The sequence below is a fragment of the Palleronia abyssalis genome, assembly GCF_900302445.1.
Taxonomy (GTDB): domain Bacteria; phylum Pseudomonadota; class Alphaproteobacteria; order Rhodobacterales; family Rhodobacteraceae; genus Palleronia; species Palleronia abyssalis.
This window is the reverse complement of the sequence record NZ_ONZF01000007.1, coordinates 163,969-186,875: the sequence shown is the minus strand read 5'-3', so window position 1 is coordinate 186,875 and position 22,907 is coordinate 163,969. Positions and strand designations below refer to the sequence as shown.

18 protein-coding genes are annotated in these 22,907 nt (G+C 61.1%); 6 read left to right on the top strand and 12 right to left on the bottom strand.

The window, feature by feature from the left end:
- Window positions 1–69: 69 nt before the first annotated feature.
- Both PAA8504_RS21830 and PAA8504_RS15115 read right to left on the bottom strand, forming a co-directional pair.
- Window positions 70–285 carry a hypothetical protein gene (locus PAA8504_RS21830; protein WP_146190505.1) on the bottom strand — a complete coding sequence of 72 codons (216 nt, stop codon included), beginning with the start codon at window positions 283–285 and terminating at the stop codon, window positions 70–72.
- A 561-nt stretch (window positions 286–846) separates the two neighbouring features.
- Entirely contained in the window at window positions 847–2,013 is a 1,167-nt protein-coding gene (locus PAA8504_RS15115; protein ID WP_146190504.1) for a glycosyltransferase, read from the bottom strand.
- A gap of 180 nt (window positions 2,014–2,193) precedes the next feature.
- Between PAA8504_RS15115 and PAA8504_RS15110 the strand changes: the two genes are divergently transcribed.
- Both PAA8504_RS15110 and PAA8504_RS15105 read left to right on the top strand, forming a co-directional pair.
- The gene (locus PAA8504_RS15110) at window positions 2,194–2,808 is read left to right on the top strand and encodes a sugar transferase (protein WP_108895020.1); all 615 of its coding nucleotides are present in this window, start codon (window positions 2,194–2,196) and stop codon (window positions 2,806–2,808) included.
- Window positions 2,805–3,491, top strand: coding sequence for a PIG-L deacetylase family protein (locus PAA8504_RS15105; RefSeq protein WP_108895019.1), 687 nt, complete (start codon window positions 2,805–2,807; stop codon window positions 3,489–3,491). Before PAA8504_RS15110 ends, PAA8504_RS15105 begins: the two co-directional genes overlap by 4 nt.
- Window positions 3,492–3,649: 158 nt before the next feature.
- Here PAA8504_RS15105 and PAA8504_RS15100 read toward each other — a convergent pair whose 3' ends face one another.
- Window positions 3,650–4,867: a polysaccharide pyruvyl transferase family protein gene (locus PAA8504_RS15100; RefSeq protein ID WP_108895018.1), complete on the bottom strand. Its 1,218-nt coding sequence runs from the start codon at window positions 4,865–4,867 to the stop codon at window positions 3,650–3,652.
- 745 nt (window positions 4,868–5,612) lie between these two features.
- Here PAA8504_RS15100 and PAA8504_RS15095 point away from each other — a divergent pair.
- Window positions 5,613–6,743, top strand: a complete 1,131-nt coding sequence (locus PAA8504_RS15095; protein WP_108895017.1) for a nitroreductase family protein — start codon at window positions 5,613–5,615, stop codon at window positions 6,741–6,743.
- Window positions 6,744–6,806: 63 nt separating this feature from the next.
- Here the strand turns inward: PAA8504_RS15095 and PAA8504_RS15090 are convergent, their stop codons facing one another.
- From PAA8504_RS15090 to PAA8504_RS15060, 7 genes are all read right to left on the bottom strand, one after another.
- The gene (locus PAA8504_RS15090) at window positions 6,807–7,643 is read right to left on the bottom strand and encodes a sulfotransferase family protein (RefSeq protein ID WP_108895016.1); all 837 of its coding nucleotides are present in this window, start codon (window positions 7,641–7,643) and stop codon (window positions 6,807–6,809) included.
- A 74-nt stretch (window positions 7,644–7,717) separates the two neighbouring features.
- On the bottom strand, window positions 7,718–8,647 hold the full coding sequence (locus PAA8504_RS15085; protein WP_108895015.1) for a sulfotransferase: 930 nt from the start codon (window positions 8,645–8,647) through the stop codon (window positions 7,718–7,720).
- On the bottom strand, window positions 8,647–9,867 hold the full coding sequence (locus PAA8504_RS15080; RefSeq protein WP_108895014.1) for a glycosyltransferase family 4 protein: 1,221 nt from the start codon (window positions 9,865–9,867) through the stop codon (window positions 8,647–8,649). The genes PAA8504_RS15085 and PAA8504_RS15080 overlap by 1 nt, the downstream gene beginning before the upstream one ends.
- Window positions 9,867–11,096, bottom strand: coding sequence for an O-antigen ligase family protein (locus tag PAA8504_RS15075; RefSeq protein ID WP_181375814.1), 1,230 nt, complete (start codon window positions 11,094–11,096; stop codon window positions 9,867–9,869). Before PAA8504_RS15075 ends, PAA8504_RS15080 begins: the two co-directional genes overlap by 1 nt.
- Before the next feature lie 351 nt (window positions 11,097–11,447).
- Window positions 11,448–13,388, bottom strand: a complete 1,941-nt coding sequence (locus PAA8504_RS15070; RefSeq protein WP_108895012.1) for a GumC family protein — start codon at window positions 13,386–13,388, stop codon at window positions 11,448–11,450.
- Between the two features lie 157 nt (window positions 13,389–13,545).
- Window positions 13,546–14,886, bottom strand: a complete 1,341-nt coding sequence (locus PAA8504_RS15065; RefSeq protein ID WP_108895011.1) for a lipopolysaccharide biosynthesis protein — start codon at window positions 14,884–14,886, stop codon at window positions 13,546–13,548.
- Between the two features lies 1 nt (window position 14,887).
- On the bottom strand, window positions 14,888–16,078 hold the full coding sequence (locus PAA8504_RS15060) for a glycosyltransferase family 4 protein (protein WP_108895010.1): 1,191 nt from the start codon (window positions 16,076–16,078) through the stop codon (window positions 14,888–14,890).
- A gap of 784 nt (window positions 16,079–16,862) precedes the next feature.
- Here PAA8504_RS15060 and ileS point away from each other — a divergent pair.
- Entirely contained in the window at window positions 16,863–19,850 is a 2,988-nt protein-coding gene (gene ileS, locus PAA8504_RS15055) for an isoleucine--tRNA ligase (protein ID WP_108895009.1), read from the top strand.
- A 13-nt stretch (window positions 19,851–19,863) separates the two neighbouring features.
- Here the strand turns inward: ileS and PAA8504_RS15050 are convergent, their stop codons facing one another.
- Window positions 19,864–20,208 (bottom strand): nuclear transport factor 2 family protein, encoded by a 345-nt coding sequence (locus PAA8504_RS15050; RefSeq protein WP_108895008.1) that lies wholly within the window; start codon window positions 20,206–20,208, stop codon window positions 19,864–19,866.
- 145 nt (window positions 20,209–20,353) lie between these two features.
- Here PAA8504_RS15050 and PAA8504_RS15045 point away from each other — a divergent pair, with 145 nt between their 5' ends.
- Window positions 20,354–21,910, top strand: a complete 1,557-nt coding sequence (locus tag PAA8504_RS15045) for an AMP-binding protein (protein WP_108895007.1) — start codon at window positions 20,354–20,356, stop codon at window positions 21,908–21,910.
- Window positions 21,900–22,139, top strand: coding sequence for a DUF3253 domain-containing protein (locus tag PAA8504_RS15040; protein ID WP_281259955.1), 240 nt, complete (start codon window positions 21,900–21,902; stop codon window positions 22,137–22,139). Before PAA8504_RS15045 ends, PAA8504_RS15040 begins: the two co-directional genes overlap by 11 nt.
- A 58-nt stretch (window positions 22,140–22,197) precedes the next feature.
- On the opposite strand, the gene PAA8504_RS15035 is transcribed toward PAA8504_RS15040, so the two are convergent.
- A complete protein-coding gene (locus tag PAA8504_RS15035) occupies window positions 22,198–22,893 on the bottom strand; it encodes a CDP-alcohol phosphatidyltransferase family protein (RefSeq protein WP_108895006.1) in 696 nt (231 codons plus the stop codon).
- Window positions 22,894–22,907: the final 14 nt, after the last annotated feature.

The window sequence follows — 22,907 nt, the reverse complement described above, 5'->3', positions numbered from 1 at the left end:
ACCGACCGTAGAGTTTCACCCATGCGTGCGTCCGAAGCTGCTGGCGGATTGCGGTGTAGCAGCTTGATTCTACGGCGCTTTCAGGCGCACGCAACCTTCCCCAACCGATTTGGATGAATAAGCCGGGCTGAACCGTGGAGAGATGACAATAATACGGACATTATCGTCGTTAAATTTGGACTCGTCCCCTGTTTCGCTCAGCAAATCGGTTTCATGAACGATGAGCTGAACGCAACGATAGGCCGCTGCTGCGTGGCGAGCATCATGTATTGTCTCGAATTCCATGACGTCCCGCCCCGCAAGAAGACCCGCGATGGCCTGTCGGAAAAAATACTCGAACTGCAAACTCCAACTTTGAACATATCGTATCCCCCTATGAATTAAACGCTATTATCAAAAAATTGGTGCATAAGCCTGTAGGTGGTCCCCCCAACCCTGTGGACTGCTAGCAACTTTACATAATCCCCCGGTAAATTGATACCTCTTTGCAGCGACGCCGCTGCGAAAACTTTTTCAACAATACCATTGGCTTACTCACATGGCGTGAGCGCCTACAACCTATGAGGGTGTTCTACAACAATGGCTAAACTCTTTTTTAGACGAGGGTGGTAATCCGATTCGGCTTTCTTTGGCAGAAAGGTATGTAATTTGGCTTATTGTCGCATCTCGGCAGTCTTTGGGTCGGGCGCCGTTGACAAAACGGATGACATCCGACGTCAGAGGCATTGCGCCAATGCAACCCCGGGAATGAAAGGCATGTCCACGGCCGGCAGAAAGTTGAGCCTGCTTATTGGATCTGGTGACGGAAGGCGCATTGTCGTTCCGACGCGCGGTGCGCGTGCGCGCTCAGCGCTCTGCTAGGGACGGCCCCCTCGCTGCTTTGGGCGTGGAGCGCGGCGTGGCGCAGACTCTTTCGTACAGCCTTGCGTGGGCCGCGACGTAGGAAGAAAGCGAGAAATTTTTCAAAATGCGCTCCCGGTCGGTCGCCCCTAAGGCGGTGCGGGCTTCGGAAGTCATTCGGGCAAGGCGCGAGAGGGCTGTTGCCATGGCGCGGTCATCGCCCGGTGGCACCAGCCGGTCGCGATCCCCCACTAGCCAGAGGGCGTCTCCCACACTGGTGGAAATGCAGGGCACACCCGCGGCCATCGCCTCTGCCATTGCAAGGGAGAACGCCTCGCCCCATGCCGAGGACAGCGCGAAGATATCGAATCCCGGGACGAGGCGCTCTACGTCGGCGCGCACGGGCAGGACCGTTACCCGGTCGGCCAGACCCAGCGTATCTCGGGCCTTGGCTGCCGGTCCGTATTCCTGCCCCTCACCCATCACGACGAGGTGCGCGTCGACGCCGTCCTCGAGCGCCCGCTTCAGCGCCCGCACCAGAAGGCCAACGTCTTTCATGGGATGGTTGCGAGAGACATTGCCGATCACGATCCGCCCTGCCGGAATATCGCACAAAGTCAGAAGCCTCGCGCGTGCCTGCGGATCGGGGCGGAAGTGCTCGCAATCGATGCCATTAGGGATCACCACCCGCCGGCTTTCGGCGAAACCGGCCGCCTCGTGCTGTTCGGCAATGCTGCGGCCGCAGTAGGCCACCGCGGCACTGTGCCCTGACAGGGCAGCAAGCGCGCGCAGGATCACCCGTGTCCCTCGGCTTTCGGTAAGCGGATCCTGAAGCGAATGGTGGATGCCAAATACCATCGGGACACGTCGTGGACAGGTCAACGCCGCGACAAGGCAGCCATGATACATCCAGCCATGCACCACGTCCGGCGCGTCGACGCGCAGTAGGTACCGCAACTGTAGCAGGGCGCGCGGCAGACCCTTTTGGCCGTTCATCCGAAGGTCGATCACCTCAACTCCCGCGTCTTCCAGCTCGCGACGGATGCGCCCGCTTGGCATCAGCGACACGACCCGATGCCGTCGTCCGCCTTGCGTATCGGCCTGCAGGAATCGGCGCAGCATAATCTGCGCGCCGCCGATGTTAAGGCTGGTTATCACATGAACGATTTGCATCGCTGTTCCCCCGAAAAGACCGGCGACGCACCGGCTGCCCAAGGCAACCACCCTTCCTCCGAGGGCGGGAGTCCGTCGTCCGGGCGCGAACCTGTCCTAAAGGATTAGGCATCCACCGAGACGATCAATTGTCCAGGGCGGGGGTGCGAATAGCTTATTGTCACACGATCCGGGGGACATATGCCGAGAGCCATCGAAATCTCGCTGACGTTGGCGCTGCTGATCGCCGTCGCGCCCGTTGCCATCGCCGTCGCCTTGGCGGTCCGTATCGGGCTGGGCCGTCCGGTCCTGTTCCGGCAGGTACGAGCGGGCCGGGGCGGGCACCCCGTGGTGATCCACAAGTTCCGTTCCATGAGCGACGCGCGCGACGCCAGCGGCGCGCTTTTGCCCGATGCAGAACGCACCAACGGTGTGGGCCGGGTTATCCGACGTTACCGGTTCGACGAGATCCCGCAGCTTCTGTCGATCTTGCGGGGGGATACCGCGCTGGTCGGGCCCCGTCCGCTGTTGCCCGAAACGGTCAGCGGCTTCGGGCCCGCCGGGGACGTGCGGGCTCGAGTCCGTCCAGGTTTGACCGGCTGGGCCCAGATCAGCGGTAACAGTCGCCTGTCGGACATCGAAAAGGTCTCTTTGGACTTGTGGTACGTTGAGCATCGCAGTGCCACGCTGGACCTTGCAATTCTTGGGATGACGATACGCACGCTTCTGATCGGCGAGATCCGGGCCGAGGAACGCATTCGCGCCGCCCGGGATGGACTGAGCGCGCAGGCCGGGCTGGGAGCGGGACGACCATGATCATTACTGCTGCACGAAGCGGCCCTGTTCTGGTGGTTGCCCCGCATCCCGATGACGAAGTCTTAGGCGTCGGGGGCACGATCGCACGGCTGACTGCCGAAGGCTGCGAGGTACACGTCTGCATCGCCACGCGAGGCCGCACCGACCGCTTTGGTCAGGACCAGATCGACACCGTCCGCGCCGAGGCCGAGGCCGCCCATGACATCCTTGGCATCCACGAAACTCATTGGCTGGATCACCCTGCCGCCGCGTTGGATACCGAACCCCACGGCGCGCTCAATCGCAGCCTGGCCGAGCTGGTGACCCGGATCGGGGCGCGCACGCTTTTCGTACCTCACCCCGGAGACATCCACCTGGATCACCAGCTTGTCTTCCTTTCGGCCATGGTGGCTGCGCGCCCGGCGCAGGACATCTACCCGACGGGAATATACGCCTACGAGACACTGTCAGAGACCAACTGGAACGCGCCCTATTTGACGCCCCCCTTCGTGCCGAACACTTTTGTCGACATCACCGAGACGCTGGACACCAAGCTGACCGCTTTTTCAGCATTCGCCAGCCAAGTCCGCGCCAGCCCGGCAGAGCGTTCGATTGATGCCCTGCGCGCCCTGGCGACGTTGCGCGGGGCAACCGTCCACCGCCATGCGGCCGAAGGTTTCGTCGCGGTGCGTCAATGCTGCTGATCTCTGTGTAGAACGCACTCAGGGTTGAAGGACGCGGCCAACAGGCCGCGGACCTTAATCTATTCAGGACAACTTAGGTGATTTTCGGATCGGCCTTCACGCCTTGATCGCGCCGGCAGGGCCGCTCCCGAAGGCCCGCCGCGGTTCATATTTCCCGATTACCTCTCCAAGGCACGCGTGGCGTCCAGAACGACTGAACTGCCCTGCACTTTTGTCATTCGTTCGCCAATCCGACGGGATTCTTCTTCGTATGCGACCCCCATTTGGTCGACCTTTTGCAATATTCGGTCCGCGTCCGGTTGCCGGATGTCGAAGACGTATTCTTGCTGACCGAAATGGTCGGCAAGGTCGATATACTTGCTTGCCCACCCCAGAATGATCGCAGGAACACAGCTTCTATAGCCAAAAATTATCGAATGGTAGCGAGACGCCATAATATATTTGAAGCGCGCGATGATCTCGATCAACTCAGGGCTGGAGTATTCGCCGGTGATGATGTTGACGAGGCTTCTGTCTTCAAGGTTCTCCAGAACACTTTCGATAAGATGTGTATCAGCACCGGACGTGTTCAGGATGTAAACTTTCTCACCATTCGCAATAAGACGATGAAGAATGGCCCGGTACAAAGCAAGGGCGGATTTGGTATCTCCGACCCTAAGAACGTTTTCGTTGATGATTAGCCCGACAGAGCCAGCCTCAGGGTATTCGAGGTGGCGCGCCGCGGGCGCGACGTGAATATCATTCGCTGTCGGAAAGTCTGTTTCGCGTATGACCATATCCGCAGACAGTTCCACGTTGTCCAGGCCAAGCGATGTCAGGCATTCGTATCCTTCCCGCTCGCGGGCGTAGATCTTCGTGCAATAGCTCAGTTCGTCCTTAATTTCTTTAAGAAAATCAGCATCGTCGTTCTCGCCCCAGTCGAATGGCCCGAAGCTTTGGGGCATGAGGATTATCTTCTTGTTGTAACGCTTGGCGAGTCGCACTGTCTGCAGCAGCATCCTCCCACCACCCTTGGGCCAGCCCGAACCCAGGGTGTATCCACTTGCATCGAAAATGGCATCTGCGTCGCGCAGCGCCCTGTCCATTTCCGCAATCTTTCCGTTCCACTTTTCCGTTTTTCGAAGCTTGCCAGCCAGAAAGGTCATGCTTGGCGCCAGGAATGGAACCTTATGCAGTCTCCTGTTCAGAACGGGGCGTGTGAAGTCATCGTACGGGAGTAGCGTGAAGTTGTACGTCTCCGGAGAATGATACTTGTTGGAAAAGCCGATGACCTCACAATCTATGTAGATTGACCTGAGAGTATGACGCAGAGTGAGAAACATGGCCTGCGAGCCTTTGTTCTTCATCTGGATGCCTGTAACGATAAATTTTTTCACTCTAATCCCTCGGCAGCATCAAGCGTCCGCTGTCCCTGTTTGATTTCATACTAACCAATCTTGCCGGTTGCGAACAAGTTTCTGGCCGATGCAATTCACCGCACTGCCACCTAGATCGTTGTGATCGAAGTGGAGCAAATTTGCGCCGAGATCGCATCGGCATAGGAAGTTGAGGTCGGATAAATTTCAGAGGCACAAGTTCTTATCCGTTCTATCCCGCATGGTCACAGACCTCAGTAAATTGTCGGTCTCACGGGTCCATGTAAAATTTGGGATGTCCGATCATCCAATCGGGTATCCGGTTGGCAGGCTGGGAAACGGCATGCTTTGCTTGTCTTGTCGGCGGTTCGCGAGTGAATCGGTCAAAACAGGGCCCGCGGCCTGTTTTCGGGGCAGCAGGTGCATGCGATCCCAGCGCTCAAGTGAGGTTTGAGCGAATGCGATCTTTGATCAAAAGGAGTATGATACCAGACGCATCGGGTAGGGCATTGTCACATGTCCAATTGTCTCAGGCCCGCAATTCTTTGAACTGCTTTCTGAGCCACCAGTTTCCGGCCCGCGCAGGGCCATACGACGACCGGTATGGCGCCAACTTTCGGAGACTTTTGCGTGACGCAATACCGTTGTTCGATCGACCCAGAGATTTGCACGCGGATTTCCTGCCTTGGAACGGCAGTCCGTCGTTGTACGGAATCGTCGCGACCTGTCCGCTGTTCACCCGCACTATCGCAAAGGATCATGTGCAATGAAGACGCTCGTTAAGAATTTCTTGCCTGTTAGCCAGGTGGACCGGCTTCGGGACGCCCGTCACCTTTTCAGGGAATCTAACACGGCTCGAATCGCAACGTCGGCACAAACGAGTGGTCTGAGGTTCGCATCCCTGGCAAAACCCCTTGCGTCAGCATATTACTCTATCCTGTCTTGGCAATTCCAACGTGAGGAACGGGCCGTTCTGGCCGGGCTGGCAAAATACCATGCCGAACTTCAAGAAGATGATGCCAACGTATTTTTGATGCGAAGAAATGTTCACCGATTGGAAAAGGGTCTTCTGATGCAGCCCCGGCGACCGATCTTTGCGAAGGATTACATTCTTGAAACGGTCAACGTCTATCGCAAGATCGTGGCCGAACCGACCCGATCCGCGGAAAGCACGGCGGAATCACTTCAATGGGGATATGACGTCCTGAGCGAATATTTCGCGGTCACGTCACCCGATCCGGTCATTGATCATGCGCGTGGTGTTTTCGAAAAATGTCCGCCTCCGCCGGGGAAATGCTCGAATATAAAGCGCGTTCCCTACAAGCGCATGCTCAACGAGCATCCGGTGACATACGAGCAGCTGGAGCAATTGGCTTTAAAGCGGCGTTCGGTACGCTGGTTCGAACAGAAGCCCGTGCCGCGCGACTTGTTAGACAAGGCCTTTACAGTTGCCGGCCTTTCGCCTAGTGCGTGCAACCGTCAACCGTTCCGGTTCCTTGTTTACGACGATCCGGAAATCGTCGAAAAGGTGGCATCGCTTCCGGGTGGCACGATCGGCTGGAAACAGAATATCCCGGTTATGGTGGTCGTGCTCGGATCGCTCGACGCTTTCTACAGTGAAAAGGACCGGCACGTTATCTATATCGATGGCTCTCTTGCTGCGATGTCTTTTTCCTATGCGCTGGAAACACTGGGGCTAAGCTCTTGCATCTGCAACTGGCCGGATATCGAGGCCCATGAGGCCCGCGCGCAGAAGGTTCTGGGGCTCGAAGCATACGAGCGCCCGGTGTTCTTCATGGCAGTGGGTTATCCCGATCCCGAAGCAAAGGTTGCCTATTCGCAGAAACGGCCCCTCGAGGTGATGCGCGAGTACAATCCGCCGATCGATCGGCGTTAAGCTCGCTTGGCTTGGCTGACCGTGAGTGCCGTCAGCCAAGCCTACTTTTCGCGGCCGAGTTTCTCAGGTCTCGCTGACCGGCCGATACCAACGTTCCAAAGATTGACCGCTCATCCACTCAAGGGCAGAGATTGAAGGCTCGTAATAATCGTTGAGGCGGTGCCGCAGATCATCGTTCAGCGGTGGATATTCGTGCTCGCGCGCAATCCAGCCCCGTGCCGTTTCGAATGCTGTGGTGTTTCGCAAGGGGCGGACGATCGGCTTCATCCACCCAAGCCGTTGCTTCCATTCGGGAAGCACCGCAGGAGCCGTCTTGTCCTTCGTCTTTGTCCGACTGCTCGGCGCCAGCCGGCGCGGGGGCAGGCCCAGGTGAGACCGGACTTTCGCGATCTGGGCCTCTGGATCCGCAGAAACTCCCTCGAAAAACAGGATCAGCAGCTTATCCCGCCCGAAGAGGTCGATATAGGTCTGCAGGTGCGAGGCGAAATGCCCGGAAACCAGCAGCTTGTTTTCACCGGCCACAGATGGGTCCAGGTAGGAAGCGATATCCGACCCGACATCGCCGCGGCGATGCAACATGCAGTAATTCGAATAGGCGCGCTCGACCGGGTTGCGAAGTTGAACGATCAGCTTCGCATGCGGCATTCTGTCGTGAATGAGCTGTGCGGCATCGGGTGCATAAAGATAGGAATTCGATTTTTCGCCGACGGTCCTGTCGCGCTTTGCGTCATCGAACTGAGCCAGATACCAGTCTTCACCCTGGGTAAGATTCCGCGAGAAGAAGTGAAGCTCTGGATCGGGCATGTAGACGGCCGGGTCCGACTGCAGTTGAATTTGCAGCCAAGTGGTGGCCGACTTGCCGGCTCCGATAATGAGAAAGTCGATATCCGAGAATTTCATGGCAAAAGTATCCCTAGGCAAACCGCTGTCTGGCGGAAGGCTGTTGAACGTCGCGTCCGGCTTGGCACTGTCCCTCACACGTATCCGTAGCGTCGCAACAAGCGTACCGCGCGTCGTTCGACCTTGCTCCGATCCGCGCGTGGCATGTGCTGTTCCCAGGATGCGTCGCGGGATATGCGGAGCGGGCCACCCATACGCACGCGGCTTCCAGCGACCTGATGCTCTGGAACGATTTCATCGAATGCGGTCGAGGTTTGGGCCGCCGCAGCCACGTCGAGCATCTTCAATACCGGTGCCAGGGCCCCGAAGGGGTCGGCCGTGAAATCTTCATAGCGAAGACGGATCGACCGATTGCCCGGGATCCGCGACGTGGCGAATTCGGTCAGTAGGTTGAAAACGATCCACCGGTGCGCCGTTCTTAAGGCCGGATTGCCGCCGACGGGGCGTTGCACGCCCGCACTGGGATTGACGTCATGGGTCTTCATCATCGACCAGGCTACACCGCGGCCGTCCCGCACGAGATGCAGTAGCGACAGATCGAGGCCCGGGACCCGGGAGAGCGCAAGGGCCCGGCTTGGCGATTTCGAGGAATCGATGATGATATCGCAACCCGTGGTCTCGCGGATGGCCAGATACAGCTTACGAGTTAGGCGGGCATATTCGCGAAAATCACTACCGGATGCCGTAACGCCGATGACGGCAAGCGGATTGCGCAAGGCTTCGATGCGTTCGGCAAGAGCACCGTATCGGCCCAGTGTACCCACAGGCTCCTGTTCCAACCAGCGTTCGACGATCCGCGACCAAATTGCGCATTCGCGTACCCTGGCACCGCAGGCGCAATACTCGTCGTTTTCCCAGACATGCCGCGCCAGGTTTCCAAGTTCTCCGGCACCGAAGATCCCGGGAAGCTGTCCAAGCGCCATGTCGATGACAGTGGATCCGCTGCGGCCGTACCCCCCGATGTACAGAACGGGGACCGCTGCGTCGGCTGCACGCATGTCCATCAAGGTGTGCCTCGCGCGGTCGATGCCAGTTCCTTTGATAAGATTTTGGTCGAGCTGACCAGAGATCGATACACCGAAGACACCTGCGAGACGTGCGCCTCTACCGTCAGGCTTCGGGCAAACTGCGCGGCGGCGGTGGTGATGCGCTGGCGGGTTTGCGGATCGTGCAGAATGGTTTCGATCGCCGGCACGAAGTCCGCGGGGTCGAACGGATCCACCAGGAAACCGCTTTGCCCGTCTTCGATCGCCTCGATGTTGCCTCCGTGGCACGTTGCGACCACCGGTGTCCCTAGGTGCATCGCCTCGATCAAGGTTCGTCCGAAGGGCTCGTCCAGCGCCGTGACGGCCAGGACGTCCACACCTGCAATACAGGGGTCGACCGGCGTGCGATGTCCCATCAGATGCAGCTGGCCGTTCAGCCCAAGCGTGTCGACAAGCCTTCGGCATCGTGCCTCGATTTCGAGGCCCGCGACAGGCTCTTTCCCGAAGATCAGGCCATGGACGGGACGATCCGGCATCGCCCGGCGCAGTTCGTTGACTACATGTATGAAATGATCGGGGCGCTTTCGATGCGTCAGGGCGCCGAAGTACCCGATCAGGCAGGCGTCGGCACTTGCGCCGATCTCGTGCAGGAGTGCGGCGCGCGATGCGTCTCGATCAGGCCGGTCGGGCGACAGGGTGAACGGGCTGCGGGCAACTTCGAAGCGGTTAGCTACGTCCAGAACCGGCCGGGATGGGCGCGAGAACTCGGACACCGAAAAGATGTGGTTGGCGAAGAGCGGCGCAACCAGATTGACGCCTCGGGCGTCGGGGGCCTGCCGATGGTGCCATACGAAGCGGGCGCCCGCCAGTTTCGTGGGCAGGGCCCAGCTTGCATGCATGCCGCCGTCATTGGTGTGTACGATGTCGATCCGCTCTGCGCGAAGCAGACGCACCAGCGCGGGCACGGCGCACAGAAGGTACCGCGGCAGCGAAACGCTGTCCTGCCCTCTCTTCAGCCTTCCGGCCATGACACGAGGCAATTCCAGCCGCCGGACTGGAAGCCCCATGTTTACCACATGTCGGCCGAGCGCACCCGGCGCTCCGTGTAACAGCACAAGCGGAGCGAACACGCGGCGATCGAGATGTAAGGCCAGCTCGAGCGACGAGGTGTGGCTACCGCCAATTGTGTCTCCGTCTGCGTAGGGGAACAATACCCGGATGCGGCGTTCTGCGTCCATCACGGTCTCCTGTTCTTTTGATCAATTCGTGCGGCCGCCAGTCCAAGGGCCAGGATCAACGGCACGGACCAGAACCGTGCGTAGAAATGTGCGAAAGTGTTCAAAGAGGCCGCGTAGATCAAGGTGATCGTCAGCGCGATCAGACCCTGCGTGCGGGCCCCGGCCATAAATATCGCCACCCAAGCCAAGGTGATCCCGGAAAGAAGCAGCATGACCAGCCCGCTCAGAGCGAGCAGACCACCCTCGGTCAGAAGCAAAAGGTAAGAGTTGTGGACCGGTGCGCCGTGGTCGCTTATCGTGCGATACTGGTCCGCGCCAAGCCCGACGACCAAGGTATTCTGGGCGATTTCGATGGCTTCACCGATAAGGTAGAATCGATCTTCAAACGTGCCCGCCTGATTAACGTCTCCGGAGGTCAGCGCGGTCATGACACGCTCTCGGAATACGTCCGGCAGTATCGCGTCGCCTAAGAAAACGACTACGATCACGACGGCCCCTGCTGCCAGAGCGGTCTGGACGATGAAACGGGCCGAGCCGCTGAACGCCACGGTAAGGATAATGCCGAGGGTCGTCATGAAAAGGCCGGTGTTTGATCCCGTAAGGGTGACGCCGTAAAGAAATATTGGCAAACACAGTATCGTAGCCATTCGCCGAACCTCGCCCAGAAGGGCGAGGTTGAGCAAAAGGACGATCCCTATAGCCCCTAGCGCCGCCGCCGCGTTCTCGCGTTCGACAAGTGACCGCATGCGGCCGTTACCGGAGACGAACCTCCAATCCGGGTTGGGGACGAAATGCACGACATATGCACCGAAGACCATTACCACGACGATCGATAGGATCAGTGTCTTCAGAAGTGCCACGATTTCGCGATAGGGTCGCCCGGCCAGCACGAAGACCAGAAGGACGAAAGAAAAGAAATACTGCGCCAGGATAACGACGAGCGAGCCCATGGCGCCACTGGCAACAGATCCGATCGTAAGACCCGCAGCAAGTGCCAGAAATCCCGCAAGCCAGAGTGGGGTCACGATCCCGAACGGTGCGCGTGACATGCTGCCCCTGTAAAGCATCACGAACAATGTGGCACAGGCGGCTGCGTCGGAGAGGGTCAGATAAACCTGCTCGAGACGGAAATAGTTCATTGGCGACAGGAAGACCGTCAGCGCGGCAAGCTTCGCATCGAGGTGTCCCAATGCGGGTGCCGCGCGGTCTCGCAGGCGCGTCGGGCCCATTGCGGGTCCTGGGAGGGCATGCAAAATCCCTGTCATGACGCCTTCGCCCGGCGGCGCGCAAGCGACACGGTTGCACCGACGGCAGGTCGGAACAGTATGTACAGGGCGCGGATTGCCGCCACCTGTTTGGAGTGGAAACGCAAAAAAAGCGTAGCAAAGGCAAAAACGGGGGTCGCAGCGGTCATGTGTCGAAAAGGCATCGATTTGGTTTTCTGGGCAGGCGTTGGCATCAGCAAACCTGCTGCGGGAATAGGGCGCCCACCACGCCCCGCAAGGAGGTGACAGCGAGCCTGCGCCCCAAGCGTGACGCCGAAAAGTCCAAGGGCAAACTGCCGGTATTCCATCTTTAGCCTAGACCTTCCCGAAGGTGTGTCTCGTGTAGGCGGAACCTCCGAGGTAGGCACCGGTCTTATCTTGGTACTGTTTGCGCGGATCCACGTCGTTCAGGATGGTGCCGAACATGACAGATCCATTCCGCTTCAGCCGGTCATGGGTTTCGCGTAGGTTATCGCACTTCGTCTGACCCCAACGCACGACGATCAAGACGGTGTCGGCCATCCGGCCGAACCGGCACGCATCGTTGAGCACCAGCACCGGTGGTGTATCGAGCAGGATCAGATCGTAGTGCTTGCGCAGCTCGGGGATGAGCTTGTCGCGCACGTCTTCGAGCACGTTTGGATTGAGGCGCCCTTGCGCGCCGACGCTGATCAGCTCCAGCCCGTGGGCCAAGGTCTTGGGGCCGATCTCGAAGTCATCGACCGACGTGGACCGTGATGCTGTTCGATGGTCAGATGGGTACCATTTCTGCGGCGTGTCGGGATATTTCGCCATCGCTTCGAGTGACGCGGCCGTGTGCTTTTCCCTGGCCAAGGCCGTAACCCCGTCTTGATGAACGTCGAGGTCGACGACCAGGACACGTAGGCCGTCCCGCGCGGCAGACCCCGCCAGCGACAAAGCGACGGTCGACTTGCCCTCGTTCGGCAAGCTCGACGTGACCATCAGGACGGTAGAGCGACTGCTGCGAGCGGCGTTCATCCACAGCGTCAGGACACCGCGCAGTCCCTCGTTGAAGACCGACCGGGGGTCAGTCGAAAGGAACTTCAGGGGCGGCGGCCTGCGCCACAGAAAGCCACTGCGCGGAATGCGCGGTACCGAACCTACGTTCCTCAAGCCGGTCAGACGATAGACATCCGTCTCCGTCCAGACACGCCGGTTCAGCGCCTCGAATAGAAGGGCCGTAACGAAGGCAAGGATCGATGCCGCAAGGAAGCACAACGCCAGCGCAACCTTGGTATTCGGCCAAGCCGCTTCGACGGGAACCTGCGCCACCGAAACGTGCCGTGCCCTGGGCGGAACGAAGTCGAGCTGTGTCTCGAGTTCATTCAGGCGCGTCGTGGCCGCTTGATATCGCGTCTGCTCCAGTTCCAGCGCGCGTTGCATCCGGTCAAGGGTCAAAGACGCGGAGGTGTGCTCTCGCAGGCGATCTTCGATATCCGCGAGGACCGCCCGATTGCGCTCGACGTCCGATTGCCGGGCGTCACGTTCCAGCGTGTCGAGGATATTCATAGTCCGGATCCTTTGGCCAAGAAGGCGGTCCAGAATGTCCGTGTCATCAAGGCTGTTGACCCTGAGGAAATTGACCAGCTCCATTTCCATTGCGCTCAGATTCGCAGACATTTTTTCGACGCGGGTTTCGAGCAAGGCGATGGACCGTTCGATCTCCTGGCGCTGATCCAACTCGGCGCGGTCGATATACGTTTCTGCAACGCCATTCGCGATGGCTGCCGTCAGTTCCGGGTCTTCGGTCTCTGCCTTGATCTCGATTGCTAGGCTTTCGCCGGAGCGGAAGACGGAATAGCTCGCGCGCAGCTTGTCGATGATTTGCGCCCGCCGCATTGCATCGGACATCGGCGGGGCATCGGAGGACGGCGCGAAGGACGGCTCCCGTGCCAACAAAAGCCGTTCCGCGACGTTCGCCGCGAAATCCCGAGATCGCAGGACATCCAGTTCGGTCTCTACAATCGAATGCGAGACATCGTAAGATTCAAGCTGCGACGCCGTATGATCGACGCGCGTCTCGATCGGGGTCAGCACGAGGGTGGCCCGAGCGACGTAACGTTCATTCACGGATTCAAGATAGAGGGCCGCGGCTCCCATGACCGCTACGATCACGAATGCCGCAATCTTGGCCTGCCGGCGCAGGATCAGCAGCAATCCCGTGAAGTCTAGTGTCGCATTGGGCTGGTGCGCGGTCTCGGGATCACGCAATATTAGGCGTTCTGGCGCAGTCATCCGCAATTCTCCGTATCCGTTAGGAAGCCAGTTTCGGGGTCAGCCAGACCTGACCGGACAAATGACCGGTCATTCCGCCGAAAAAGCAGGCCTGGACCAGATGCCGCAAAGATGCCGGCGTTATCCATCGGAAGGGTGGAGCTGCGGTGTGTCTGCATCATACTGCCCCCTGGCCCGACCGCATGTGCCGGACCACTAGCCACAGGCATCCGCCGAACCACAGAAGGCTGAACACCACATGGCACGCCATCGCGCCAAGCGCCCCCGCAAGCATCACCGCCGGCACGAATGCCGCCGCAAAGCCGATCGTGGCCAGGCTGGTGATCCCCATAAGCTGCCGGTCTAGCCCCATGCTCAGAAGCGCCGGGACGAAGGATACTCCGGCAATGTTGATCACGACTGCCACCAGCTGCAGTTTCACGATCGGCACGGCCCCCAGGAAGTCAGCGCCGAACAGCGTTTTCACGATAACCGGAACGCTCAGCGCAATCGGCACGAACAGGATGGAAACGGCCCCCAGCGTCATCAGGGTGACCAGCAGGATTAGCCGGCCGAAGCGGTCCCGTTCTCCGCGCACCCACATCCGGGCCAGTTCGGGGAACAGGACCTGCGTCAGGGTCCGGCCAAAGCGCTGCATCGCCTTCCCGGACCGCTTGGCCACCTGATAGAAACCGACCGCACTGGGACCGACAAACAAGCCCAAGGCAAGAACGTCGAAGCGGGTCACTGCCTGGCGCAGGATTTGACTGAAATTGGCGTTGAACAGGAAGCGGAAGAAATTCTTGTTCTCGGACAGGGCTTGTCGGGCCGACGCCGGCCGGATCGCCGGATAGCCGCGCCGGTACATCTCGCGCAGGGCCAGCACGAAAAGCACCAACCCATCTGCCATGCTCTGCAGGAACAGCAATGTCACGAACGCCCAGATCCCGAGATCGAGCGCCAGTGCGACGGCCGCGATGGCCAACCGGGCGAGGGCGATGCAGGCATCGCTGATCGCAAGAAGATCGAATCTGTCGAACAGCCGCAGGATCGCGATCCCGGTGGGCCTGAAAGAAAAGAACAGGGACGCGGCGACCAAGAGAATGTAGAGGTAACCGTCCGACCCAAGATCAAACCAGGTCGAGGCCCAGTAGCCCAGCATGATGGCGATGCCCCCTGAAAGGCAGCCGCCGGCAAGATCGATCAGGAAGGACAGCTTCACGAGGCGAACGAAGGCCGCACGGTCGTCTGTCTCCATCATTCCGGCGGCATGCTTTATGACGGCTTGGGTCGGCGGCCAGCGGAAGATCAGATCGACCGAACGGATATAGGCCTCGACCAGCGCGAGGATGCCGATCCCGGCCGGCCCGATCGCACGCGCCGTAAGGGCAAGGGTGACGATCCCGAGAAGACCCACCGTGGACGTGCTGGCCACAAGCAATCCGCTACTGCGCAGAAGGCGCGGGACCACCTCGTCGAGTTGGGTCAATCGCCGGACGCTGCTGGCAATACCGCTCATCTCAGGCGACCTTCGTGATGCACGATGCGCGGGTGCTCGGGCGCCTGGACAGGCCCATTTCGGACAGAAGGTGGGCGTTCACCGCATGGATGTCGAAAATCTGTTCGGCCCGCACCCGCGCATGAGCCCCCATCGTCGATATGCTCTGCGGGCATTCCAGGAAGTGCTTCATCCCATCTGCAAGCGCTTGGGTATCGCGCGGCGGCACAAGATATCCCGACACGCCGTGCTCAATCGTATCGGCGCAGCCGGGCAGGTTCGTGGTGACAACCGGTCGTCCCTTCGACATCGCCTCGAGGATCGAGCGCGGAATCCCTTCGCGATAGTAGGAGGGAAGGACGAAAACCGACGCCTCGTCCAGAAATGGACGTACGTCGTCGGTCGCCCCGCAATATTCGACTACGCCGGATCTTTTCCAATCCGCCACCTCCTCTGCCTGGATGCCGGTCGGGTTGGGATCGAGCGGCCCGACGATGCGGAATCGCGCCTGGGGCCAATCGGCCTTCAGCTGCCGGGCCGCATCGACGTATTCCCGGACGCCTTTGTCTGCCAGCAGCCGCGCGATCAGCAGAAAGCTGGGCGTCCCTTCGGGCAAACGGGACTGCTTGAAGCGATCGAGGTTCACCCCGGTTCCCGCGACGCGGATCAGGGGCGTTTCGGGGGGGACCATCCTGAAATCGCGCAGATCGGCCTCGTCCGCGGCGTTGTAGACAAAGATGCGGTCGACACCCTTGAGTGCTTGTCGATACAGCCAGATCGAAAGACGGCGGAGGATCCGTACCTTGCCTTGCGGCTCGGGGTCGGCAAAAACGTGGCCAAGCCCTGTCATAAGGGCGTGACGCTCCGGGATGCCAAGCCAACGCGCAGCGATGCCGCCATAGATGACGGGTTTCATCGTGTAGCATATCACGACATCCGGGCGCAGACGCCGAAAGGCTTTCAGCATCCGGATCAACAGCGCGACATCGGCAAGGGGGTTCGTCCCCGTTCGCGCCATCTCGATCACTTCGAAGTTGCAGCCTTCCCGTGCCAGGGTCCGTCGGACGTCGTGATCATCTTCCGGCGCGAAAGCCGTGACCCGATGCCCTTCGGCGATCATTGCCCGGATGAGGTCGAGCCGGAAACGAACCAGGCTTGGAGCGAAACTGCCGATCAGCGCGATGGATCGGGGGCGAGGTGTCTGTGGTCTCATCGCTCAATCATCGCGGTTGCTGCCTGCCGCGCCGTGGCGCTTCCGTCGCCATGGTTCCGCGCGCAGTTGCCCTCATTCCCGGCCGGCGCGATAGCCGTCCAGGCCGGATCGAAATTTGCTCGGAAATGGGTCAAACAGATGTCCTCGAGTATTCGCCCATATTTGTCACAAAAGGGCACGGCGCCGACCGTACCTGGGCAAGACGCAGGCCTGGCATTGACGGGTCTGCGAACACTCCAAGGAATTTCGGCGTGCGACAATTGAACTTCCGACGACGCTCTACCCGATGAGTGTGGCGTAGTACCCCTTTCGGGTAAGGATCGAACCATCAATCTCTGCGCGACCCATCGCATGCTCCGAAACAGCCTGCGCGGCGGTAACAATATACCTCCCGGAGCGCATGGGAAAGGGCCCTTCATGGCAGGTCCAAGTCGGCTACTATCGACACGCACTGATCGTGAACGTCTTCTTCCCCCCCGGACGGCAAGGTTCTGAAGCTATGGAATTTGCGCCAAGCCCCGCACCCGTAAAACCTGCGATGGCATCGCGAGAACGTTTTTGGCTACATGTGGGCCAATCTTCCGGCGTCCTGGGCATAGCCCGGGATGCAAGGCGGCTTGCCGGGGTCTGTGGTCTCTGGCAAGAGGGGCGGGACATGGACCGGACCGCCTTCATACAGCGAATTACCGGCCCGGCGGCCCGCTGACGCCGCCGGGACTTTGGCGCTGGGCCCTCCGCGCCGCCTTCGCATCCTTGACACACCGCCAGAACGGGACCTTTTCCCATGTGCGCCGACACGCCTGACTACAAAGACACGCTGAATCTTCCGCAAACCGATTTCCCCATGCGCGCGGGCCTGCCCAAGCGCGAGCCCGAGTGGCTGGCGCGCTGGGACGGGATCGGCATCTACGATCGCCTGCGCGAGACCGCCGACGGCCGTCCGCCCTTCACGCTGCATGACGGCCCGCCTTACGCGAACGGGCATCTGCATATCGGTCACGCGCTGAACAAGACGATCAAGGACATGGTCGTACGCAGCCACCAGATGATGGGGCATGACGCACGTTATATCCCCGGCTGGGACTGCCACGGCCTGCCGATCGAGTGGAAGATCGAGGAGCAGTACCGCGCCAAGGGGCAGGACAAGGATGCCGTCGACGTGGTGGAGTTCCGCCGCGAGTGCCGGAATTTCGCCGCCGGCTGGATCGACGTGCAGCGCGAAGAGTTCAAGCGGCTGGGGATCACCGGTGCGTGGGACCGCCCGTATCTGACGATGGATTTTCATGCCGAGCGGGTGATCGCGGAAGAATTCCAGAAGTTCCTGATGAACGGCGTTCTGTACCAGGGCTCGAAGCCGGTGATGTGGTCGCCGGTCGAAAAGACCGCCTTGGCCGAGGCAGAGGTCGAGTATCACGACAAGGACAGCTTCACGATCTGGGTGAAGTTCCGCGTGACCGATTTCGCCGTGCCGGGCGCGCAGATGTCCGACGAGGAGCTGGCCGAGGACGAGCGCGAGAGCATCGCGCTGGCCCAGGAAGAGGCGCGTAAGGCGTTCACGGGAGCCAGCGTGGTGATCTGGACCACGACGCCCTGGACCATCCCGTCGAACAAGGCCGTCGTCTATGGCGAGACGTTCGATTACGGCCTGTACGAGGTGGTCGAGACGCCAGATGAATGCTGGGTCGCGCCCGGCGAGCGCATCATCCTGGCCGACAAGCTGGCGTCAGATGTCTTCGCCCGCGCGCGTTTAAGCGATGGGCAGTGGCGCCGCGTCCGAGACGTGACGCCAATCCAGCTTGCAGGAATGACGCTGGCCCACCCGCTGGCCGGGGCCGAGGGCGCGCAGGGCGAATGGGATGCGCCGCGCGATTTCCGGGCTGCGGATTTCGTTACGGACGAGGAGGGCACCGGCTTCGTGCATTGCGCGCCCTCGCACGGTCTGGAAGAGTTCGAGTTGTACCGCGACCTGGGGATGCTGGCGCAGGTCATCACCTACAATGTCGAGGAGGATGGCAGCTTCCGCGCCGACCTGCCCTTCTTTGGAGGCAAGCGCATCCTGAAGGAGAACGGCAAGGAGGGCGACGCCAACAAGGCCGTCATCGACAAGCTGGTCGAGGTCGGCGGGCTGATGGCGCGCGGCAAGATCACCCACAGCTATCCCCATAGCTGGCGGTCCAAGGCGCCGCTGATCTATCGCAACACGCCGCAATGGTTCGCCGCCATCGACCGCGAGGTGGGCGACGGGCTGGATACGCACGGCAAGACGATCCGGGAACGCGCGCTGCGATCCATCGACGAACTGGTGACCTGGACGCCGAAGGCCGGGCGCAACCGCCTGCATTCGATGATCGAGGCGCGGCCCGACTGGGTCCTGTCGCGCCAGCGCGCCTGGGGCGTGCCGCTGACATGTTTCGTGAAGAAGGGGGCGAAGCCGACTGACAACGACTTCCTGCTGCGCGATCCGGCGGTGAATGCCCGCATCCTTCAGGCGTTCGAGGCCGAGGGCGCGGATGCCTGGTATATGGACGGCGCCAAGGCGCGGTTCCTGGGCGACGACTATGCTCATGACGACTGGGAGCAGGTGTTCGACATCCTCGACGTGTGGTTCGACAGCGGCTCGACCCATGCCTTCGTCCTGCGCGACCGCGAGGACGGGACCGAGGATGGCATCGCGGATGTCTACCTTGAAGGGACCGACCAGCATCGGGGGTGGTTCCATTCTTCGCTGTTGCAGGCCTGCGGGACGCTGGGGCGCGCGCCTTACCGCAACGTGGTGACGCACGGCTTCACGCTGGATGCCAAGGGCAACAAGATGTCCAAGTCGCTGGGCAACACCGTGGCACCGCAGAAGATCGTCGAGCAATACGGCGCCGACATCCTGCGGCTGTGGGTGGCGCAGTCGAACTATACCGGCGACCAGCGCATCGGGGACGAGATCCTCAAGGGGGTGGCCGACAGCTATCGCCGGCTGCGCAACACGCTGCGGTTCCTGCTGGGCAACCTGCCAGCCGAGGTGCCCGACGTCGCGGTCGAGGATATGCCCGAGCTGGAGCGCTGGGTCCTGCACCGGATGGCCGAGCTGGATGCCCATGTGCGCGCCCGCTATCGCGCCTTCGACTTCCAGGAGGTGTTCCAGGCGGTCTTCACCTTCGCGACGGTGGACCTGTCGTCGTTCTATTTCGACATCCGCAAGGACGCGATCTATTGCGATGCGCCCGACTCGATCCGGCGACGCTCGGCCGAGAAGGTGCTGGACCTGTTGTTCCACCGGCTGGTGACGTGGTTGGCGCCGATCCTGCCGTTCACGATGGAGGAAGTCTGGCTGGAGCGGTTCCCGGGCGAGGACTCGTCGGTCCATCTGGTCGACATGCCCGACACGCCCGAGGGGTGGCTGTCCGACGATCTGGCGGCGCGCTGGGCGGGTGTGCGGCGCGCGCGGCGGGTCGTGACCTCGGCGCTGGAGGTGCAGCGGCGCGAAAAGACCATCGGCGCCTCGATGGAAGCGGCGCCCATCGTCCATGTCTCGGACGAGGGGTTGGCGGGCACGTTGCGGGACGTGGCCTTCGAGGATGTCTGCATCACCAGCGACATCCGGGTGACGGGCGATCCTGCCCCGTCGGATGCGTTCCGCATGCCCGAGGTGGATGGCATCGCCGTGGTGTTTGCCGAAGCCCAGGGGCAGAAATGCCAGCGGTGCTGGAAGGTGTTGCCCGATGTGGGCCAGCACGCCCATCCGGAGGTCTGCGGCCGCTGCGACGCCGCGCTGGACTGACCCTCGGGTCAGCTCAGTCGGCGTGACAGGCCCCGGCGCGGACGATCAGATCGTCCGCGCCGAACCACAGCGTCTCGGCCGAGGGGACATCGCGGTGGTTGGTATAGGCGATGGTCAGCATGTCGTGGCCGGCGAATACCCGGTCCACGGTGAAGTGCAGGTCCGGCTGGCGTGACAGGGCCGCGGCCCAGTAAGCCCGCAGGGCAGGCTTGCCGCGGATCTCTCCCGCGCCGGTCAGGGCGACCGCCTTTCGGGACCGGAACACGATGTCGTCCGCATAATGCGCCATGATCCGGTCGAGGTCCTGGCTGTTCCAGCCCTCGGCCCAGCGGTCTGCGAATGCCGTCGCGTCCTTCATGCCCGTCTCTCCTCTTATGCGTTTCGGTGATGAGAAACGGGCGCGGACGTCCCCGCAAGAGGAATGACGCGACGACCGTTCGACCGTCCTCTTTCTGGCAGCTTCGAACGTGCTAGGCTGCGTCTCGAGCTTCTGGGAGGAATGCATGACTGTCTATGAAAGCCCGAAACCCGATATCGACATTCCCGCAATTTCGATCACCGAGGCGCTTTTCCAGGGCCTCGACATGGACCCGGAGCGGGTGGTCGTGATCGACGGCCCGTCGGGACGCGAAATGACGGCGGGGACGCTGAAATCGGATATCCGCAAACTGGCGGGCGGTCTGTCAGAACGGGGGTACGGCAAGGGTACGGTGACGGCCTTGATGGCGCCGAACATTCCCGAATACGTCACCGTATTTCACGGCGTCGCCTATGCAGGTGGCACCGTGACGACGATCAACCCGACCTACACTGCCTACGAAGTGCAAAAGCAGCTGAAGGACGCGGGCGCCAAGCTGCTGATCGTGCCCGAGATGTTCCTGCCGACCGCGAAGGAGGCGGCCCAAGGTACGTCGGTCGAGCTGATCGCCGTGATTGGCGGGGCCGAGGGGGAGACCTCGCTGACCGATCTGATGGGTACGGCGCAGGAGGCGCAGACCCCCGTCGATCTGGAGACCGACATCCTGGTCCTGCCCTATTCCTCGGGAACGACCGGGATGCCAAAGGGCGTCATGCTCAGCCATCGCAACCTTGTGGCCAATGTCGCGCAATGCAGCGCGTTCTTCACCCCGAAACCGGGCGAAAAAACGATCGCCTTCCTACCGTTCTTCCACATTTACGGGATGACGGTGTTGATGAACCAGTACCTGTCGCTGGGGGCGGCGCTGGTAACGATGCCGCGCTTCGATCTGGAGCTGTTTCTGAAGCTTGTCGCCGATCACAAGCCGAAGATGCTGTATATCGTCCCACCCGTGGCGCTGGGCCTGGCCAAGCATCCGCTGGTGGACCAGTTCGACACCTCCTCGGTCGAGCGTGTGATGTGCGGCGCGGCCCCTCTGGGCGGAGAACTGGGCGATCTGTGCGGCAAGCGACTGAACGCGGTGATGACGCAAGGCTACGGCATGACCGAGCTGTCCCCTGTCAGCCACGCGGTCCCGATCGACGGACCGCGCAGCGGATCCTCGGGGCTGACGGTGCCCAACTGCCTGTCGAAGGTGGTCGACCCCGAGACGCTGGAAGAGAAGGGCCCGAACGAGGAAGGCGAACTTTGGGTAAAGGGGCCGAACGTGATGCTGGGCTACCTGAACAACGCCCAGGCCACGCGCGAGACGATCACCGAGGACGGCTGGCTGCGGACCGGTGACCTCGCGATCATCGATGAGGACGGATACATGTTTGTCCGCGAGCGGGTGAAAGAACTGATCAAGTTCAAAGGCTTCCAGGTGGCCCCGGCCGAGCTCGAGGCCGAGCTGGTGGGCCACGACGGGATACAGGACGCGGCCGTCCTGGGAAAGCCCGACCCCGAGGCGGGTGAGGTCCCCGTGGGCTTCATCGTGAAGGCGCAGGGGGTCGAGCTGACAGAGGACGAGGTGAAGGCGCATCTGAAGGGTCGGCTGTCGTCCTACAAGCAGCTGGCCGAAGTGCGTTTCGTCGACGAGATTCCGAAATCCGCAAGCGGCAAGATCCTTCGGCGACTTCTGAAGGACAAGCTTGACGGATGATGCGGACATCGCGCGGGTCCTGATGGACCTGGCGCAGGAGAGAGGGGCAGGCAAGACGTTCTGCCCCTCGGAAGCGGCACGGCGGCTGGCACAGGACTGGCGACCGCTGATGCCGGCGATACGACGGGTGGCCGCGGACATGCCGCTTTCAGCGACACAGAAGGGGCGGGCCGTCGATTCTGCGAAGGTGAAAGGCCCGATCCGGCTGGGCCTTCGAAGGGGCGCTTAGCGGCCTTACGAACAGAAGGCGCGGGTTCAACCCCCGCGGCGGCGTCGCTACGCAGGCATCAGCCGTCCGGGCCGTAGATCGCTTGCTGCACGATCCCCACCAGCGCCAGGTAGAAGGTTGCCACGATCAGCACCCCTTCCAGGAAGTCGGGGACGCTGAATTCTTGCCACGCGGCGAAGGCCGCCAGCGCGGTCCAGACAAGCGCCATCGGCAAAGTGATCCCACGCCAGCGCTTGGTGCGGACCGGATGGACGAATTTCAGCGGCAGGAACATCGCCACCGCCAGAAGCACGGTGAAGAACAGGATGGTCCACCATTGCGGTTCGACCGCGAAGAAGACCAGAACGGCCATGTTCCAGCAGCCGGGGAAGCCCGAGAAGGAGTTGTCCTTCGTCTTCATCCGCGTGTCCACGAAGTAGATCACGCTGGTATAGGTAATGACGATAATCGCGATCCATCCGGTCCAGCCCGGTAAAAGATCGCTGGAAAACAACGCGTAGGCCGGGATGAAGACGTATGTCAGGTAGTCGATGATGAGGTCCATCACGACGCCGTCGTATTCCGGGGCGTTCGTTTTGACGTCGTACCGCCGAGCCAGGGGGCCGTCGATCCCGTCCACGGCGAACGCAACGACAAGCCACAACCACATCATGTCCCACGCGGCCTCTGTCGCGGCGAGCATGGCCAGCATGGCGAACACGGCGCCGGTCGCAGTCAGGAAATGGACGGAAAGCGCGTTTCGACGGATACTCATTTTCGCAAGATGAC

What these genes read in the sequence shown, in the direction of transcription:
- PAA8504_RS21830 (WP_146190505.1), bottom strand. Translation starts at nt 285, where the DNA reads ATGGAATTCGAGACAATACATGATGCTCGCCACGCAGCAGCGGCCTAT.
- PAA8504_RS15115 (WP_146190504.1), bottom strand. Translation starts at nt 2,013, where the DNA reads ATGCAAATCGTTCATGTGATAACCAGCCTTAACATCGGCGGCGCGCAG.
- PAA8504_RS15110 (WP_108895020.1), top strand. Translation starts at nt 2,194, where the DNA reads ATGCCGAGAGCCATCGAAATCTCGCTGACGTTGGCGCTGCTGATCGCC.
- PAA8504_RS15105 (WP_108895019.1), top strand. Translation starts at nt 2,805, where the DNA reads ATGATCATTACTGCTGCACGAAGCGGCCCTGTTCTGGTGGTTGCCCCG.
- PAA8504_RS15095 (WP_108895017.1), top strand. Translation starts at nt 5,613, where the DNA reads ATGAAGACGCTCGTTAAGAATTTCTTGCCTGTTAGCCAGGTGGACCGG.
- PAA8504_RS15090 (WP_108895016.1), bottom strand. Translation starts at nt 7,643, where the DNA reads ATGAAATTCTCGGATATCGACTTTCTCATTATCGGAGCCGGCAAGTCG.
- PAA8504_RS15085 (WP_108895015.1), bottom strand. Translation starts at nt 8,647, where the DNA reads ATGGACATGCGTGCAGCCGACGCAGCGGTCCCCGTTCTGTACATCGGG.
- PAA8504_RS15080 (WP_108895014.1), bottom strand. Translation starts at nt 9,867, where the DNA reads ATGGACGCAGAACGCCGCATCCGGGTATTGTTCCCCTACGCAGACGGA.
- PAA8504_RS15075 (WP_181375814.1), bottom strand. Translation starts at nt 11,096, where the DNA reads ATGGGCCCGACGCGCCTGCGAGACCGCGCGGCACCCGCATTGGGACAC.
- PAA8504_RS15070 (WP_108895012.1), bottom strand. Translation starts at nt 13,388, where the DNA reads ATGACTGCGCCAGAACGCCTAATATTGCGTGATCCCGAGACCGCGCAC.
- PAA8504_RS15065 (WP_108895011.1), bottom strand. Translation starts at nt 14,886, where the DNA reads ATGAGCGGTATTGCCAGCAGCGTCCGGCGATTGACCCAACTCGACGAG.
- PAA8504_RS15060 (WP_108895010.1), bottom strand. Translation starts at nt 16,078, where the DNA reads ATGAGACCACAGACACCTCGCCCCCGATCCATCGCGCTGATCGGCAGT.
- ileS (WP_108895009.1), top strand. Translation starts at nt 16,863, where the DNA reads ATGTGCGCCGACACGCCTGACTACAAAGACACGCTGAATCTTCCGCAA.
- PAA8504_RS15050 (WP_108895008.1), bottom strand. Translation starts at nt 20,208, where the DNA reads ATGAAGGACGCGACGGCATTCGCAGACCGCTGGGCCGAGGGCTGGAAC.
- PAA8504_RS15045 (WP_108895007.1), top strand. Translation starts at nt 20,354, where the DNA reads ATGACTGTCTATGAAAGCCCGAAACCCGATATCGACATTCCCGCAATT.
- PAA8504_RS15035 (WP_108895006.1), bottom strand. Translation starts at nt 22,893, where the DNA reads ATGAGTATCCGTCGAAACGCGCTTTCCGTCCATTTCCTGACTGCGACC.